This is a genomic window from Aeromonas sp. 160P (assembly GCF_055193095.1).
In genome coordinates this window covers 3,782,185-3,799,434 of sequence record NZ_JBUXKV010000001.1, presented here as the reverse complement: position 1 = coordinate 3,799,434, position 17,250 = coordinate 3,782,185, and the positions used below count along the sequence as shown (strand labels likewise).

Here is a 17,250-nt window from a genome sequence, read left to right as displayed (position 1 = left end):
CACTAGCCAACAATTTCAGCCACTTGGCGCGGCGCATCACCCTGAGCGCGCGGGCCCGGCGGCGGGTTTTGTGGCCGGCCATCCCGTGATGCGGGCGCAGGATCCCACTAATAACAACCGGAAGCCATGTATGAATGCTCTCACCATGGGCGGTCACGCCCTTCGTCATGACTGGACTCTCGCCGAGGTTCAGGCCCTGTTTGCTCTGCCGTTCAACGATCTGCTGTTTGCGGCCCAGACCGTCCACCGCGCTCATTTCGACCCCAACGAGGTGCAGGTGAGCACGTTGCTCTCCATCAAGACCGGCGCCTGCCCGGAGGATTGCAAATATTGCCCCCAGAGCGCCCGCTACCACACCGGACTCGAGACCGAGCGGCTGATGGAGGTGGAGAAGGTGCTGGAGCGGGCCCGCGAGGCCAAGGCCAACGGCTCGTCCCGGTTCTGCATGGGGGCGGCTTGGCGCAACCCCAAAGAAAAAGACATGCCCTACGTTATCCGGATGATTGAGGAGGTGCGCGGGCTGGGGATGGAGACCTGCATGACCTTGGGGATGCTCACCGCCGATCAGGCTGCCCGTCTGGGCGCTGCGGGGCTCGATTACTACAACCACAACCTCGATACCTCGCCGGAGTTCTACGGCGAGATCATCTCCACCCGCACCTATCAGGACCGGCTCGATACTCTGGAGCATGTGCGCGGCGCCGGTATGAAGGTCTGCTCCGGCGGCATCGTCGGCATGGGCGAACAGGCCAAGGATCGGGCAGGCCTGTTGATGGCGCTGGCCAATCTGCCCCGTCACCCCGAAAGCGTGCCCATCAACATGCTGGTCAAGGTGAAAGGGACGCCGCTGGAGAACGAAGAGAACCTCGACCCGTTCGAATTTATCCGCACTATCGCTGTGGCGCGCATCATGATGCCTGCCTCCCATGTGCGCCTCTCCGCCGGGCGGGAGAAGATGAACGAGCAGATGCAGGCGATGTGCTTTATGGCGGGGGCCAACTCCATCTTCTACGGCTGCAAGCTGCTGACTACCCCCAATCCGGACGAGAACAGCGACATGCAGCTGTTCAAGCGGCTCGGCATTCGCCCGGCCCAGCGGGCCCAGAAGCCGGATCAGGTACAAGAAGAAGACCTGCTGGCCGAGGTGAGCCGCCAGAGCGAACCAAGCGATCTCTTTTATGACGCCACCCGCCCCCACACTCGCCCTCACTTTCGCACCGGGGCCGCGCGGTCATGAATGGCCCTGCAGTCACGGGCCCCTTTGCATTGAGCGCCGCGCTGGCCGGGCGCGAGCAGGCCGATTTGCTGCGTCGCCGCATCGCGACGCAAGGGAGTGTGGGGGGGCGGTTGCAGGTGGCGGGGCGCGACTATCTCAACTTTTCCGCTAACGACTATCTGGGGCTGGCGGATCACAGCGCCATCAAGGCCGCCTTCAAAGCGGGGATTGACCGCTATGGCACTGGCTCCGGTGCCTCGCCGCTGGTCACCGGTTACAGCCGCGCTCACCAGCAGCTGGAAGAGACCCTGGCCGAGTGGCTCGGGGTGGAGGCGGTGCTGCTGTTTAACTGCGGTTTTTCTGCCAATCAGGCGGTGCTCAAGGCACTGCTCGGTAAGGAGCATCTGCTGTGGCAGGACAAACTCAACCACGCCTCCCTGCAGGAGATGGGCAGCCAGCTCCCCTGCAAGATGAAGCGCTTTGGCCATAACGATATGGCGGCCCTTGAACGGCTGCTTGAGCCAAATCGCGGGCTGATTGTCTCGGAAGGGGTGTTCAGCATGGACGGGGATCAGGCGCCCTGGCGCGAGCTTGCAACACTCGCAGCCCAGAGCGGCAACTGGCTGATGATCGACGATGCCCACGGCCTCGGCGTGTTGGGGCCCGAGGGGCGCGGCACCCTGGCTGCACAAGGGGTGGAACCGGCCAGCGTACACATCCAGATGGGCACCTTTGGCAAGGCGCTCGGCGTCGCCGGGGCCTTTGTCGGCGGCAGTCGCGAGCTGGTGGATTATCTGGTCAACTTCGCTCGCCACTATGTCTACAGCACCCATATGCCCGCCGCGCAGGCTTGCGCCGTCAGCAAGAGCATCGAACTGGTGCGCGCCGCCGATGATGCCCGTGCCCATCTTGGCCAGCTGATCGCCCGTTTCCGGCAAGGGGCAGAGGGGCTGGGTTGGCAGCTGGGGGCGAGCGATACTCCCATCCAGCCGCTGCTGGTGGGGGAGAGCAGTGCCGCCCTGCAACTGGCTGAACGGCTGCGGGATCGTGGCGTCTGGGTGAGTGCCATTCGTCCGCCCACGGTGCCGGTCGGTACGGCGCGACTGCGTATTACCCTGAGCACGGCTCACCGCGAACAGGATGTGGATCGCCTGCTTGATGCCCTCGGCCCCTGTGCGGGCAGCGCCAATCTGGAGGGAACTCATCATGGATGAGCGCTTCCAGTCGGTGGACAAGGCGCAGCTCGCCCGCCGTTTCGGCGCCGCCGCCCGTCACTACGATGCCCATGCCCGCTTTCAGCAGGAGGTGGGTCAGGCGCTGCTCGAACTGATGCCGAGCAGGCCGGTTGGCACTGATCTGACGGTAAACGGGCTGGATCTGGGCTGTGGCACCGGTTTTTTCTTGCCTCAGCTAGCGAACCGCTGTCACCAGCTGGTGGGGCTGGATCTGGCTCCCGGCATGCTGGCGCAAGCCGCCTTGCGCGGCAGCGGTGCCCGTCTGCTCTGCGGCGATGCCGAGCAGCTTCCTTTCGCCAATAACACGTTCGACTGGGTCTTTTCCAGTCTGGCGTTGCAGTGGTGCGAGCGTCCGGCCCACGCCTTTGGCGAGCTGCTGCGGGTGGTCAAACCGGGCGGCCAGATCTTTTTCTCGACCCTGCTCGATGAGTCGCTCTGGCAGTTGCGAGCCGCCTGGCAGCAGCTTGATGGCCGCGCCCATGTCAATCGCTTCCTCAGCCTGCCACAATTGGAGCAGGCGCTGGCCGCCGCCGGAGTATCTGCTCCCGAGCTGCGTAGTATCACCTGGGATCTCGCCTATCAGGCATTGCCGCAGCTGTTGCGCGATCTCAAGGGGATCGGGGCCAATCAGATCAATGACAATCAGCGAAATGCCGCCCCGGCTGGGCTGAGCGGTCGCGCCAGATTGCAGCAACTTGCGCAGGCCTATGAGGCGTTTCGCCAGCCTGATGGTCAGTTGCTGGCGAGTTATCGGGTGTGTCTTGGCCAGCTCAGCAAGCCTTGCTGACCGTCGGGAATGGCAATATCTGCAGGGCAGTCAACGGCGCCCTGCCAAGGAGAGAACCGTATGAAATCATTCTTTATCACCGGCACCGATACCGATGTGGGCAAGACGCTGGTGGCGCGCACCCTGCTGCGAGAATTCAGCGCACAGGGGATCAACTGTGCTGGCTACAAGCCGGTTTCTGCGGGATGTGCCCGCACCCCGGACGGGCTGCGCAATCTCGATGCGGTGTTGCTGCAAGAGGCGGCGAGCCTGCAACTGCCCTATGAGATGGTCAATCCCTTCGCCTACGAGCCACCGATTGCCCCTCACATCGCCGCCAGCGAGGCGCGCCAGCCCATCACCATGCAGGGCTTGAGCGAGGGGTTGCGCAAGATTGAACAGGCGGGGGCTGAATTGACGGTGGTGGAAGGGGCAGGGGGCTGGTACCTGCCGCTCGATCGCAAGCATCTGCTGTCGGAGTGGGTAAAACAGGAGAACATGGCGGTGATCATGGTGGTGGGGGCCAAGCTGGGTTGCCTAAATCATGCGTTGCTCACCTTTGCCGCCATTCGTAATGATCAACTGCCGGTGGCGGGCTGGGTAATTAATCGGCTCCATGGTTCCATGAGCCATTATCAGGAAAATCTGGACACCCTCAGAAGCTTGCTGCCTGCCCCCTTTCTGGGGGAAATTCCGTTTATAAACAATCCGCTTGAGGCCAATTTGCAGGGGCGTATCGATATATCTCCGCTACTTTAACGGCACATTCAGCGAACATTCATCGAATCCATCTAGAATGGCCACCATTAACATGATCAGGTGGGTGACCGGCTGTCATGTCCTATTTTTCACAAGGAGTCTATATGAAGCGAATTATGCTATTCCTGGTGACCAACCTGGCCGTCATGCTGGTGCTGGGGGTGGTACTCAATATCCTGTTCTCGGTTCTGGGTATTAACAAGTCCAGCATTACCGGCCTGTTGATGTTTTGTGCCGTGTTCGGTTTTGGGGGTTCCTTTATCTCCTTGTTGATGTCCAAGTGGATGGCCAAGCGCAGCTACGGTGTCCAGGTCATCGAGCAACCCCGTAACGAGACTGAGCACTGGCTGGTGAGCACTGTGGCCCGTCAGGCCCGCGAAGCGGGTATCAAGATGCCGGAAGTGGGGATCTACGACTCTCCCGAGATGAACGCTTTTGCTACCGGTGCCCGCCGCGATGATTCGCTGGTGGCGGTCTCCTCCGGCCTGCTCTACAGCATGAGCCGTGACGAAGCGGAAGCTGTGCTGGCCCACGAAGTGAGCCACGTAGCCAACGGCGACATGGTGACCCTGACCCTGGTGCAAGGGGTGGTGAACACCTTCGTGATGTTCTTCGCTCGCATCGTGGCTGGGGTGATCAGCAACTTCTTCAGCTCCAACAACAGTGAAGAGAGCAGCAGTAGCGGCGGCTTTGCCTACATGATCACCGTATTCGTACTGGAGATGCTGTTTGGCGTACTGGCCTCCATGATCGTCATGTGGTTCAGCCGTCAGCGCGAGTTCCGCGCCGATGCCGGTGCCGCCAAGCTGGCGGGTCGCGACAAGATGATTGCCGCCCTTGAGCGCCTCTCCCGCGGTGCAGAACCGCAGCTGGAAGGCTCCATGATGGCCTTTGGCATCAACGGCAAGCGCTCCATGAGCGAGCTGTTCATGAGCCACCCGCCCATCGAGCAGCGCATCGCCGCCCTGCGTGGTTGATTGATGCTGGATATGGATTGCAGGGGATAACCCCGAATAAAAAAACGGCTGCCTTGGGGCAGCCGTTTTGCTTTGTCGCGTTTTTTAAAGCTTGAAGTGCCCCATCTCCTGACGCAGCACCCGTGACAGCTGCTTGAGCTTGGCCGCCTCTTGCGACACATGACGGGCGGCATCCCCCGACTGCTCGGAGAGGGAGGTGATGTTGCCGACGGTGGAGACCACCTCGTTGGCGGCGGTAGATTGTTCGCGCAGGGTGTGGCTGATCTCCCCCATCAGGCCGGTCAGGTTGGAGGCGTGGCTGCGGATGCTTGAAATTGCCTCACCGGTCTGGTTGGCCAGACTGACCCCGCGGGAGACGTTGTTGACTGTGGTTTCCATGCTGCGGATGGAGGCATCTGCCCCGCTCTGGATCTTGCTGATCATCCCGGTGATCTGCTGGGTGGAGGCGGCAGATCGGCTGGCCAGATTGCGCACCTCGTCGGCGACCACCGCAAAGCCACGACCTTGCTCCCCAGCCCGTGCCGCCTCGATGGCGGCGTTGAGGGCCAACAGGTTGGTCTGATCGGCGATACTGCGGATCACCCCGATGATCTCCGAAATCTGCTGGGTATGGCCGTTGAGCTCGGAGATGGTGCCGGCCGCTTCGCCCACCGTGGTAGAGATATTTTCGATGCTGTCCAGGGTCTCCTTGATAACCCCGGAACCCTCCTCCAGGGTATTGGCAGAGACCTTGCTCAGCTCGTCAGCATGGGTCGCGTTGTCGGAAAGGTGGCTGATGCTCACCACCAGCTCCTCGATGGCGGCGGCCATGGTCTGGGTGCTGCTTTGCTGGGAAGTGGCGAACAGTGCGGTCTGTTCGGCGATCTGGGCGATGCTGTCGGCAGAGTTCGACAACTCTTCGGTGGAGTGAGATACCTTGGCGATGATCCCCTTGAGGGTGCTCTGCATGCCGCCGAGCAGGCCGATCAGACTCTCTTTCGAGCCTTGTGGCACCTTGATGGGCAGCGAGAAGTCCCCAATGGCGAGCAGATGGAGATCGGTTTTGAGCTGTTCGACTGAGGTGCCCACCAGATCGAGCAGGGAGCGATAAGTACGCCAGAGGAAAAACATCAACACCAGACCGAGGGCGATAAAGAGATAGCGCAGCATGTCGGTATTGCTCATGGCGCTCTCGACCGCCTCTTGATTGCGGGCCTCCATCATCACGTAGAAGTCATCGATGGGGGACATGATGCGCCCCTTATTCTGGTGATAGGCCTTGTCATGCATCATAGCGATGGCTTGTTGCTGGTTGGCGACCGGATCACCATCGGTCTGCTGCACCAGTTTGAAGGCGGCGACCTCGGTGTTGACCAGCGCATCCGAGTTGTTCTTGGCCTCGTTGAGCTTGGCGAGCTCCCCTTCGGTAAAACCGGCATCCTTCATCAGATCGATGAGGCCACGGCGAACATTGCTATCGGAACGCGGGTTCTGGCCGTTGGCGGCGACGAAGTCCCAATAGATACGGTGGTAGCCATCAGGTCTGGCTTGCTCCCCGTTGCGAATGGCCAGGATCCGCATGTACTGCTGCTCGTAGGCGGGATCCTTGGTGATGACGTAGGTGCGCCCGAGTCGGGTCAGATCATCGGAGGATTGGCGCAGCTCATCGGCCAGCAAGTAGGAGACATATTGTTGCCGATAGCTCTCTTCCAGCTGTTTCCCCGCCCAGCTGTAGGCGAAAAACACCAGTGACAGCAGGATCAGGGTGATGACGGATAGCAGCAGGTTGAGCTGAAAGGCGGGCTTGTTCTGTTCCATGGTGTGGGCGTCCTTTCCCTATGGATGAGTGTCGTTTGGGGTATTGCTAAGTCAGTGTCTGGCAAGGCTTTTTGCCCTGAGAGTATAGGAAGGAAATGTGCTCTTGTGGGTGGGGGAGGACGAAAGGGAGGGCTGGAATCAAACCAGGTGACAAAAAGATGACCGGGGTCAAGTCCCCGGTCATCTGAGTGAGGGTGAGTTAACGCGGCCCGATCACCAGATCATAAGATCTCCAGATCGGTCAGCGGCACGGCGCAGCAGGTGAGGATCTTGCCTTCGGCCCGCTCGGCGGCGGTGATGGCGGGGGCATCCGGGTGATCCACCTCGCCCGAGACCAGCGTCTGTTTGCAACTGCCGCAGATCCCAGCGCGGCAGCTCCAGGGTAATTCCACGCCCTGCTTGTTGGCCTGATCCAGCACTGTGCCCTGATTGTTACCGGTGAATGCCTGCTCCCCGATCTTGAGTTGTACCGCCTGATGGGGGCGGGCCACCGATAGGATGGCACCGCCAAAGCTTTCCTGTCTGATCCGTGCGGCCGGTACGCCGAGGGCCGTGATTCTGGCGGCGGCATCGGCCATAAAACCGTGGGGGCCGCAGAGAAAGACCTCTCTCCCGGCCAGCCCTTTGACCCGTCGCAGATGTTCATCATTGAGTCGCCCTTGCAGCCCCTGCCAGTGGCTATCTGGCTGGCTCAGGATCAGGGTGAGCATCATGCCCTGTTGCGCCATGGCGTGCAGTTCGCTGGCGGCGGGAATGTCCGCTTCGCTGCGGCACAGATGCATAAAATGAACATCTTCCAGCTCCCCGCGCAGCGCCAGAGTACGGGCAATCGCCAGCATGGGGGTGACGCCGGAGCCTGCCGAGAGCAATAGCAGATTGCGCTCGCTGCCCAAGTGAAACTCGCCAGCAGGAGTGGCGGCCAGCAGCCGGTCGCCCACCTGCAGCTGCTGGTGCAGCCAGTGGGAGATGCGGCCACCCGCCATCTTCTTGACGCTGATGCTGTAACGCTCCGGTTGATCGGGCGTGGAGCTCAGGGTATAGCGCCGTTGAATGCGCTCATTTTTAATATCGAGGCTGATGGGCAGATGCTGGCCCGGCAGGTAGTCGGACAGGGGCTCGCCATCGGCCGCCTCGAACCAGAAGGTTTCGAGATCCCGCGCCAGCGGTTCGCGGGCCACGCAGACCAGCTCCCGCTTTTTCGGGGCGGCGTTGGGATAGATCACCGGCCGGGTGCGCTCCAGCACTTCTATCTCGCAGCCTGCCTCAATCCACCCCTCATTCAGCGCTACCAGATTCTGGCCGAAGTAGACCTCGCCATCCTCGCCCCGGCGGTAGCGGGTGAGGGTGGCCAGCGGCTCTTTCAGGGCATTGAAGCGATCGGTGCCCGTTTCCACCGTGGTCATGATGCAGCGGCTGCAGGGCTTGACCACCTGAAACTCCACCTCGCCGATGCGGATGCGCACCCAGCTGTCTTCCTCGAACGGCCGGATGCCGCTTGCCACCAGATTGGTGCGAAACTGGCTCATCTGGTGCAGGGCATCGGAGCGCAGGTTGAGATCCTCAAGGGAGGCTTGGCTGATCAGCAGCAGCGGATAACCGTCGGCAAAGCTGACCCGGGTGCCGGTCTTTTCGCGAAAACGGTCAGAGGTTTCACCCAGCCACAGCAGTTGCACTGTTTCCCCTGCCACCCGGCTCAACCATCCATCGGCTTTTGGGTCGGTATGCAGGGCGGTGAAGCGGTCGCTCCAGACCCCGGTGGCCTGCGGGGCGCGGTTGAAATCGGCCTCTTGCAAGGTAAGCGGTTCAAAGCCCGGATAGCGCAGTTGCAAGCCGCCTTCGATGGGGGTGGCGACGACCTGCTGCAACTGGGGATGGGTGCGCGCGGTGATAAAGGTGCCGTCCGGTTTGACCACCATATAGCGGCGATCTCCTGCCAGCCCCTCTTCGGTCACCAGGGCGCGTCTCAGTGGCATGCCTGCCGTTGATTTGATGGGGTAGAGATGAATGCTGTCGAGTGTTGGCATGTCTGAGTCCTTCTTAAGTCGCTGTTTTCGCTCGGGAGGAGGGCAACATAACGGTTCCACCTCAATCCGGCAATCCTTTCACTGCGGCAGTCTATAGTTGGAAAAACGGCGCAAGAGGGGATGGGGATGAGAGTGATCTGGTTGCTGGCGGGGTGGCTGTGCTGCCACGGTATTTGGGCGCAGGAGCTGACCCTGACCACCGGGGAGTATCCGCCCTACTGCTCCGAGACGCTGAAATATCAGGGACTTATCCCCCATGTGGTGAGCGAGGCATTCAAGAGTGAAGGGGTGAGCGTCAAGTTTCAGTTTCTGCCCTGGAAGCGGGCCTTTCGCTTGTCGGAAGAGGGGGTGGTGGATGGCACTGTCCACTGGTATGAATCGAGCGAGCGGCGCAAAACCCATCTCTACAGCGATCCCATCCTGAGCGAGACCTATGTCTGGTTCTATCTCAAGTCAGCCCCCCTTGAGTGGCGCGGTTATCCGGATCTGGCAGAGCGCAGGTTGGCGGCGGTCAGTGGCTATACCTACGATGCCGATTTTTTTGCTGCCATCGAGCAGGTGCCACTGCAGGTGCAGTTTGTCACCCGGCTGCGCCAGAGCTTCGATCTGCTGCTCTCCGGTCGCGCCGACCTGACGCTGGAGAACATCGATGTCGGCTACTACTCCTTGCGCAAGTTCTACCCGGCCAGCACAGTCGATCTGTTCACAACCCATTCAAAACCCGTGATGAAAGTCGAAGGTCACCTGCTGATCAGCCGCAAGCGCGCCAATGCTGACGAGCTGATCCAGACCTTCAACCGGGGGCTCGCCAAACTGAAGGCCAGCGGCCAGCTGGAGAAGATGTTGCTGGAGTCACGCTCCGGTCTCTATGAGCAATAACCCGCTGTTGCGCCGTGTGGGGTAGACCCCTTTAGCCTCGACACTCTGGCCCCGCCATTCCGCTCGCTACATACCGCCAAAAGGAGACCCGTTATCGGGTGCTGGCCCAAAGCCATCCGGAAGAGGCCAGCCATTTCCATCCGCCGGTGTGATGATGGGGTGGAATAGGTATGACGAAGCGTGCTGGTGGCCCGCTTCTTGGTAGGAGAAGAACGTTGGATGTTAATAGAGAAAATATATATCCATTATTCTGATAATAAAAATATGTGATGAAGGCCGCACATTGAAAACAAACATTAATTATGTTGATAGAATGGGAGCTGTGAGGCAGGATATATGGGGCAACAACGTGCTGTTATATGTATGCTTTCTGCATTAGAATTGTTAGAGACTAATTCCTAGGAGTAAAAATGAGCACGGAGATTATTGAGGGAAAACCAAAGCTTCTACAGGCAGTAGAGTTGATCTTGGCAAAGCCTGAAGATATCAAGAAAGAAACTATTCAAGTTATAGAAAAGTATAAAAAATCGAAACCGGATAAATCTGAAGATGAAATACGGCAGCTGAGCGCTGAAAAGATTATATCTAATTACAGCTATTATGCGGCATTCACAGGAGGCACGACCGCATTAACAGGAGTTATTCCAGGTATAGGAACCGCTGTTGCAATTGGTGGTGGTGCAAGTGCAGATGCGGTTGCATGTATGAAGTTTCAAATTGAAATGACAATGGCTCTTGCCACGGTTTATGGACATGACATTCTGATTGAAGAGGAGAAACGCCTCTGTTACATAATTGCGGGTCTGGGTGCTATGAGTGAGGCTGCCAAGGAGGGTGGAAAAGCTGTAGGTTCAAAAGCCTTCGTAAAGCTTGTACAAGAACACTTAAAAGGCGCGACGTTACAGGCCATCAAAGAAATCTTTAAAAAACTCGGTATTACTTTTACACGTAAAGCCTTGGAAAAGGCAATACCATTCGGTGTTGGCGTAGTAATTGGCTTCTCTGCAAATAAAGGTATTACTTGGTATGTAGGTTCTAAAGCTAGAGACTTCTTTACCGCAGATGCTTAATGCCGGTATATATGCTCACAACAGCGTAAAATGCCGCCGTCTTGGCGGCATTTATCTATCTGCAGGTTAAGGCTTCCTTTTCTTTCCAAGGCAGGTAAGCTGCGGGGCAAATAGTGTCAAGCAGGAGAAGGGACGATGACAGAGCAAGATGTAGCCGGGACGATCGGCATTCTGGGGGCGGGGTGGCTCGGGTTACCGCTGGCGCGGGCCCTGCTGGCGGCAGGTAAGCCGGTGGCGGTGACGGTCAGCAGCGCCGAGAAGGCGGCCCGTTTGCAGGGGGAGGGGATCGATGCCCATCCGCTGACGATCTCTGCCGAGATGCCCGTCGCTGATCAAAAAGAGCCGTGGCCCATCCCCTGCGAATCGCTAGTTATCTGCGTACCGCCGAGCAAGACCGACGATTATCCGCAGGCGGTGGCAAAGGCCTGTCAGCTTGCCAAAGCGAGTGGCACCCGGCGGGTGCTGTTTGTCAGCGCCACCTCGGTGTGGGGGGCGGGTCAAGAAGAGGTTGAGCAGCCCAAACCGCGTCATGCTCGTGGCGAGCGGATGTTGGCGGCGGAGCAGGCGGTGCTGGCGGCCGGTTTCGAGGCGGTGATGATAGTGCGCCCCTCCGGCCTTTATGGCCCGGATCGCCATCCCGGCCGTTTCCTGGCGGGCAAGACCCTGGATGGCGGCGCCCAGTCGGTCAATCTGGTTCATCTGGACGATGTGGTGGCGGCCTGCATGCTGCTGCTGGAGCGGGGCAAGGACGGGGATGTCTTTAACCTGAGCGCGCCTGTGCATCCGCGCCGCGAGCAGTTCTACCCCTTTGCGGCCCGCCAGCAGGGGCTGCCTGTACCGGTCTTTATCGAGCCTGTCGGTGAATTTCAGCCCATCGACGGTCAGCTGATTTGCCAGCAGATGGGATTCAACTATCGCTGGCCCGATCCGGCCCACTGGTTTGCCGAGCTCGCCGCCTCGGGCAATTGAGGTTTGCCAAGGGGGTGATCGCCCCCTATCATGCCGCCATCCATGAGAGAGAGGCGGTAATGATGGTAGATACAAAACGTCACCCCGATGGGGAGTTGTTGCTGAGAACCCTGGCAATGCCAGCCGATACCAACCCCAATGGCGACATCTTTGGTGGCTGGATCATGTCCCAGATGGATATAGGTGGGGGCATCATGGCCAAGGAGCTGGCAAAAGGACGTATTTGTACCGTATCCGTCGAAGGCATGACCTTTCACAGTCCGGTCAAGGTGGGCGATGTGGTCTGCTGCTACGGTCGCTGCATCAAGATTGGCCGCAGCTCCATGAAGCTGAAGCTGGAGGTGTGGGTCAAGCCGGTACTGCGGGAAAACGATGCCCAGCGTTACTGCGTGACCGAGGGGGTCTTTACCTATGTCGCCATCGACGACTGCGGTAAATCCCGCCCGGTTCCGGTCAGCGTCTGATCAAATCAGCCGGGCATTGATGATGGATATTTCCTGCTCAAGCCCGGTTTTTTGCCGTATCATGCGTTCCAGTATCTCTTCCGACCCCACGTATTGCAGGGTGTCAAACAGGCAGAGATCGCATTGAGAGTCCCGTCTTATCTGATAGACGGTGGCAAGCTCCACTTGATGACAATTTCCTTGTTGATCATAAAACGTCACGCAATACCGAAGTTCTCTCGCCATTGCCAGGTTCCTTCTGGTTGGGTGGAACAGGGACTATCAGCGTAGTCGGCGCGGATGACGTTTGTGATGGTCGCAACAAAAAGCAAAGGCGGGCGGTTGTTAGCCAATGAAAAATAGTTATCGCATTCTTGGCACCTCCCTGCTGACCTTGGGGTTGGTAGGCTGTTTTGAGGTGCCGGATCAGAATCATCTGGTCACTGCTCAAGGGATTGTGCCGGGACTCGACTGCCAGCGTCCGCCGCTGGTAGCGTTGGCGACCACGGCGCTGCCTCGGGAGTTCGGGGTGACGGTGTGGAATCTCTACAAGGGCCAGCGCAAGAACTGGCGTGAAGGGGTGGACAGTTACGCCAAGGGGCAGGATCTGGTGCTGCTGCAAGAGTCGGCCACCCGTCCCGAGATGCTCGACTGGCTGCGCGCCGGTGATTTCCAGTGGCAACAGCTGCAAGCCTTCACCCAGGGCGGCGTGTCGTTCGGGGTGATGACGGTGGCCAAGACCCCGCAGGCGTTCGTCTGTGGCGTGCGCTCCCCCGAGCCCTTGCTGCGCATCCCCAAATCCGGGCTGGTGAGCCTCTATCCGCTGCAGGGCGACCCTGACGGCGTGCTGGTGATCAACCTCCATGCGGTCAACTTCGAACTGGGGATGGCCACTTTCCGCGAGCAGCTCAATGATTTGACTGCGCTGGTGCGCCGCCATCAGGGGCCGGTTATTCTGGCCGGTGATTTCAACACCTGGAGCGACAAGCGCCAGTTCTGGCTGAACAAGCTGGTGGACGAGCTGGGCCTGCAAGAGGCGCTGCCGGAGCCTGACCTGCGCCGCACCGCTTTCGGTCGCCCGCTGGATCACCTCTACTACCGCAATCTGGACTTGGTCGAGGTGAGCTCACCGGCCACCGACAGTTCGGATCACAACCCCATCATTGCGCGCTTTGCCGCCCAGTCTGTGACCCCCTGATCGGGATGATGTGCACGTGTTGCCCATAAAAAATCCGGCGCCATCAGGCGCCGGATTTTTTTATACGCAACTGGCAACAGGGGCCAGCTCGGGATGACCCGCAAGGATTACTGGTAGAGACCCAGATTCGCTTTGGCGTAGGCTTCGAAATCGGTGCAGCCACCGATGTGCTGCTCGTCCAGGAAGATCTGCGGCACGGTATTGACCGGCTTGCCGGCGCTCTTGGCCAGATCTTCTTTGGTGATGCCTTCGGCATGGATATCCACGTAGCGGAATTTGAAGTCATCGCGCTGTTCGGTCAGCTGCTCGGCGACCTGTACGGCACGGACACAGTAGGGGCAACCCGGGCGACCAAAAATCACTGCAAACATATTTACTCTCCGTTCTTTAAGCCGTTTGTGTATGGCCGTTGATATGAGGCAGGCAACAGCATAGCCCTGCCTCGTGGCGACTTGAAGCCGAAATTATCGATACCCTGATCCGAGTGGGCCTATTGCAGCGTCACTGCGGCTCGGCAATCTGGATCGGTTGCTGCTGATAGATGCCCTCCAGCACGCCCTTCTCGAATACAGTCCAGGGCCACGGCGCCTTGCTGGCACGGTAGCGCTCATGGGTGGCGGGGTCTTGTGACAGGCCGCGCTGGAACATCACGAACGCCTTGCGCTGGCCGCCCGCGGTATCGATAAAGCCGGCCAGGTTGGAGGTGCCAGTAATGGTGCCGGTCTTGGCGTGGACCTTGTTCTTCATCATCGGGGCGGTGACGCTGCGGCGCCACGCCAGGGTGCCATCCACCTGTGAACTTGGCAGCAGCTTGATCAGGCCAAGCTCGGCGTCATTTTTCTGGATGAAGTTCAGCACCGACAGCATCTGACGGGCACTGATGAGGTTGTGAGCAGAGAGGCCGGAGCCGTCGGCCAGGGTGGCGTTGCCCAGATCGATACCGTTCTTGGTCAGGATGGCGCGCACCGCCATGGTGCCGCTGCGATAGCTACCCGGCTTGTTGTAGTAGTGACGGCCCACGGTTTTGAGGAAGGTATCGGCGTAGAGGTTGTCCGATTTCTTCAGCATCTTGGCCAGCATCACCGGCAGGGAGACCGAGTAGTGGGTGCCCAGGGTCTCGGCACCAATCGGTGCCTTGTGGGTGACCCGCAGCAGCCCATCATGCTTGATGCCCGCCCGGTTCATCGCCCAGCGGATGTTGTCCCAGCCCCAGGCTTCCACGTCGTGGATGGCAAACCGCAGCCCCTGTGGCTCCTTGTTCGGGGTGATGCAGCCCTTGAGCTCGTAGAAGTTGCCCTTGGCCATGTCTACTTCCAGCGCACAGAACTGGCGCGCCATGTCGCCGTAGCTCATCACTTCCACATTGTCGGCGCCGATGCCGATGGCTACGCCAGTGGCGACATTGCCGGTGGCCGGTTTGCCAATCTGGGTGGCGGTGACGGTACCGTAGGCGCAGTTTTTGTCGATGATCACCGACGAGACCGGGGCGGCGAAGCAGAGGGTCTGATCCCCCCACGACCAGCCGTTGCCACGCTCGTAGCCGTTGTAGGCGCCGGTGTTGACGTAGACATTGCCCTTGATATTGGTGACGCCGAGCTGCTTGAACAGGGCCAGCAGGTCCATTCGGGAGAGGGTGGGGTCACCGACGAAGTTGATCCAGATATCGCCGTTGATGGTGTCACCCTGTTTGGCACCGGGCTGAGCCTGAATGTCGGTGGCAAAGCGGAAATCTGCCCCCAGCTCCAACCGGGCAGCCAGCGCAGTGAGCACCTTCATGGTGGAGGCAGGAGCGATCATCTGATCGGCGTGGCGGGCGAACTCAACGCCGTTATTACCCTGCACTATGATGGCGTACTGGCCACCCTGAGGGGGCGTCAGCGGGGCAGCCTGAGCCGCCAGAGAAAAGAGAGCACAAAAACCAATCAACAGCCGCTGCATAACATCCTCTAACGTGACGAAGGGGGCTGGCAGTGGTGCCAGTCCTGATAAATCAACCTTGTTTCACCCGTCGATGGGGCATCGACAGTCGTAAAGCAATCCATTCTGTTATGCCGGTCACCATCACGCCAGTGCGTTGGCGGTGCGATAGCGGCCGTCATAATCAAAAATCTTCTCTTTTATCTGCCAAAAACGGCCCGATTTGCGGGCGATGACAAAATCCGGATGACGGAACTGGCTTTGCGCAGCCAATACGCTCGCCAGGGTGGTGAATTCGGGCTCCAGCCCCGGGGCGGGCCAATGATGACGCACAAAGCGCTGTTGAAACAAGCGTTGTGCGCCCGGGGAGTGAAAACCGAAGTATTCGTTGAGGGTCAGCCCATCCTCATCGTGGTAGGTCACCTCCAGCCGCTCCCCCTGTTTGCCGCGCCCTGCGGTGAGGGTCAGCCCCGCGCAGCGGATCACCATGCAATCCTTGAGATTGAGCGCCTCTTTGAGTTTGTCATCGGGATCCACCAGCAGTTGATCGCAGCTCTGGCAGCGGCGGGCGGCAATGTCGTTCTCTGCGCCGCAGCCGGGACAGATCTTGGCGCGAAAGCGGTAGTCACACTCCTCGCGGTTGCCTTCGTCATCTTCAAACAGCCCCTGACAGCGGCGGCCGTAGTGCTCGATCACCTTGCCATCTTCGTCGGTCTTGCCCCAGAAGGTGTTGGCAAAACCGCAGGCGGGGCAGGGCACCTGCACCGGCTCGGTACCGGCGTGGGGGCGGGGCTCCCCCACTTCGGGGGCGAACAGGTTGAAGTTGTTGCCCGCATAGTCGAGCACCAGACAATCTTCCTTGCCCGGCGAGAGGCGCAGACCCCGACCGACTATTTGCTGATAGAGCGACACCGACTCGGTGGGGCGCAGCATCACGATAAGATCGACATGGGGGGCATCAAAGCCGGTAGTGAGCACCGCCACGTTGACCAGAAACTTGATCTCCCGCCCCTTGAAAGCGCTGATAAGGGCATCGCGCTCCGGGCTTGGTGTTTCGCCGGTGATCAGGGCAGCACTCTGGGATTGGGCTTGCAGCAGCCCCTGAATTTCCCGGGCGTGCTCGACGGTGGCGGCGAAGATCATTACCCCCTGCCGGTCGGCGGCATACTCCAGCACTTGGCTGAGGATATGGGGGGTGACCCGCTGCTGGCGCTTGAGCTCGCCGTTGAGATCCGCCTCGCTGAACAGGCCGTTTGCCCGCGCCACCAGCTTGCTGAAGTCGTAGTGGACGATGGGGGCGTCTACCATGCGCGGCGGTGTCAGATAGCCGTTTTTCACCATGAAACGCAGGGGCAGCTCGAATACGCAGTCGCCAAACAGCCGCTCGCCGTGGCTCTTCACCATGCCGTGGTAGTGGCGCCGGTAGATCCAGCCCAGCCCCAGCCGATAGGGGGTGGCGGTGAGGCCGAGGATCTTGAGGGCCGGATTGGTGGCCTTGAGGTGGTCTAACACCTGATGGTACTGGCTGTCGTCATCGAGCGAGACCCGATGGCATTCATCGATGATCAGCAGCGAGAAGGCGCCGTCGAAGGCCGCCAGATTGCGGGCCACCGACTGCACCGAGCCGAACACCACCTGGGCGCTCGCCTCCTTGCGGGCAAGGCCGGCGGCGAAGATATCGGCCTTGAGCCCCCACGCCTCGTACTTGGCGTGGTTCTGCTCCACCAGCTCCTTGACGTGGGCCAGTACCAGCACCCGACCACGGGCTTTGCGGGCCAGTTCGGCGATCACCAGACTCTTGCCTGCACCGGTGGGCAGCACCACCACGGCAGGGTCCGGGTGCTGGCGAAAGTGGCTGATCACGGCGTTGACGGCGTCGGTTTGATAGGGTCTGAGAACGAACATGGGGGTGTGGCGTTTGGGCATGGTGCGGCGCAGGATGGCGCCATTATAGGGATCTTGCTGCCACAAAAACAGCGGGCCGGCATGATGCCGGCCCG

At 59.9% G+C, this 17,250-nt stretch carries 16 protein-coding genes; 10 read left to right on the top strand and 6 right to left on the bottom strand.

Annotated features, from left to right (window positions below):
- Positions 1-130: 130 nt before the first annotated feature.
- From bioB to htpX, 5 genes are all read left to right on the top strand, one after another.
- Entirely contained in the window at positions 131-1,237 is a 1,107-nt protein-coding gene (gene bioB / locus ACY8FN_RS17620; protein WP_463100739.1) for a biotin synthase BioB, read from the top strand.
- Complete coding sequence (gene bioF, locus ACY8FN_RS17615) at positions 1,234-2,430, top strand: 8-amino-7-oxononanoate synthase (RefSeq protein ID WP_463100738.1); 1,197 nt, start codon at positions 1,234-1,236, stop codon at positions 2,428-2,430. Before bioB ends, bioF begins: the two co-directional genes overlap by 4 nt.
- Positions 2,423-3,238: a malonyl-ACP O-methyltransferase BioC gene (gene bioC / locus ACY8FN_RS17610; RefSeq protein ID WP_463100737.1), complete on the top strand. Its 816-nt coding sequence runs from the start codon at positions 2,423-2,425 to the stop codon at positions 3,236-3,238. Before bioF ends, bioC begins: the two co-directional genes overlap by 8 nt.
- A gap of 60 nt (positions 3,239-3,298) precedes the next feature.
- The gene (bioD, locus tag ACY8FN_RS17605) at positions 3,299-3,976 is read left to right on the top strand and encodes a dethiobiotin synthase (protein WP_463100736.1); all 678 of its coding nucleotides are present in this window, start codon (positions 3,299-3,301) and stop codon (positions 3,974-3,976) included.
- A 104-nt stretch (positions 3,977-4,080) separates the two neighbouring features.
- Positions 4,081-4,953: a protease HtpX gene (gene htpX / locus ACY8FN_RS17600; RefSeq protein ID WP_042018732.1), complete on the top strand. Its 873-nt coding sequence runs from the start codon at positions 4,081-4,083 to the stop codon at positions 4,951-4,953.
- Positions 4,954-5,037: 84 nt separating this feature from the next.
- Here htpX and ACY8FN_RS17595 read toward each other — a convergent pair whose 3' ends face one another.
- Positions 5,038-6,750, bottom strand: coding sequence for a methyl-accepting chemotaxis protein (locus ACY8FN_RS17595; RefSeq protein WP_463100735.1), 1,713 nt, complete (start codon positions 6,748-6,750; stop codon positions 5,038-5,040).
- Positions 6,751-6,971: 221 nt separating this feature from the next.
- Positions 6,972-8,774, bottom strand: a complete 1,803-nt coding sequence (locus ACY8FN_RS17590) for an MOSC N-terminal beta barrel domain-containing protein (protein ID WP_463100734.1) — start codon at positions 8,772-8,774, stop codon at positions 6,972-6,974.
- Between the two features lie 126 nt (positions 8,775-8,900).
- On the opposite strand from ACY8FN_RS17590, the gene ACY8FN_RS17585 reads away from it, so the two are divergent.
- From ACY8FN_RS17585 to yciA, 4 genes are all read left to right on the top strand, one after another.
- Positions 8,901-9,653, top strand: coding sequence for a substrate-binding periplasmic protein (locus ACY8FN_RS17585; RefSeq protein WP_463100733.1), 753 nt, complete (start codon positions 8,901-8,903; stop codon positions 9,651-9,653).
- Positions 9,654-10,063: 410 nt separating this feature from the next.
- Positions 10,064-10,723, top strand: a complete 660-nt coding sequence (locus ACY8FN_RS17580; RefSeq protein ID WP_139728780.1) for an EcsC family protein — start codon at positions 10,064-10,066, stop codon at positions 10,721-10,723.
- Positions 10,724-10,858: 135 nt separating this feature from the next.
- The gene (locus tag ACY8FN_RS17575; RefSeq protein ID WP_463100732.1) at positions 10,859-11,692 is read left to right on the top strand and encodes an NAD-dependent epimerase/dehydratase family protein; all 834 of its coding nucleotides are present in this window, start codon (positions 10,859-10,861) and stop codon (positions 11,690-11,692) included.
- A 59-nt stretch (positions 11,693-11,751) separates the two neighbouring features.
- The gene (gene yciA / locus ACY8FN_RS17570; protein WP_068977556.1) at positions 11,752-12,156 is read left to right on the top strand and encodes an acyl-CoA thioester hydrolase YciA; all 405 of its coding nucleotides are present in this window, start codon (positions 11,752-11,754) and stop codon (positions 12,154-12,156) included.
- Here the strand turns inward: yciA and ACY8FN_RS17565 are convergent, their stop codons facing one another.
- Positions 12,157-12,381 carry a hypothetical protein gene (locus ACY8FN_RS17565; protein ID WP_033138934.1) on the bottom strand — a complete coding sequence of 75 codons (225 nt, stop codon included), beginning with the start codon at positions 12,379-12,381 and terminating at the stop codon, positions 12,157-12,159. It abuts the gene before it with no gap.
- Positions 12,382-12,487: 106 nt separating this feature from the next.
- On the opposite strand from ACY8FN_RS17565, the gene ACY8FN_RS17560 reads away from it, so the two are divergent.
- Positions 12,488-13,333, top strand: coding sequence for an endonuclease/exonuclease/phosphatase family protein (locus ACY8FN_RS17560; protein ID WP_463100731.1), 846 nt, complete (start codon positions 12,488-12,490; stop codon positions 13,331-13,333).
- A 107-nt stretch (positions 13,334-13,440) separates the two neighbouring features.
- On the opposite strand, the gene ACY8FN_RS17555 is transcribed toward ACY8FN_RS17560, so the two are convergent.
- The 3 genes from ACY8FN_RS17555 to ACY8FN_RS17545 all read right to left on the bottom strand — a co-directional run bounded on the left by ACY8FN_RS17555 (position 13,441) and on the right by ACY8FN_RS17545 (position 17,155).
- Complete coding sequence (locus ACY8FN_RS17555) at positions 13,441-13,704, bottom strand: GrxA family glutaredoxin (protein ID WP_042018746.1); 264 nt, start codon at positions 13,702-13,704, stop codon at positions 13,441-13,443.
- A 130-nt stretch (positions 13,705-13,834) separates the two neighbouring features.
- Complete coding sequence (gene dacB / locus ACY8FN_RS17550) at positions 13,835-15,271, bottom strand: D-alanyl-D-alanine carboxypeptidase/D-alanyl-D-alanine endopeptidase (protein ID WP_101324133.1); 1,437 nt, start codon at positions 15,269-15,271, stop codon at positions 13,835-13,837.
- A gap of 123 nt (positions 15,272-15,394) precedes the next feature.
- Complete coding sequence (locus ACY8FN_RS17545) at positions 15,395-17,155, bottom strand: DEAD/DEAH box helicase (protein WP_463101198.1); 1,761 nt, start codon at positions 17,153-17,155, stop codon at positions 15,395-15,397.
- Between the last annotated feature and the right edge of the window lie 95 nt (positions 17,156-17,250).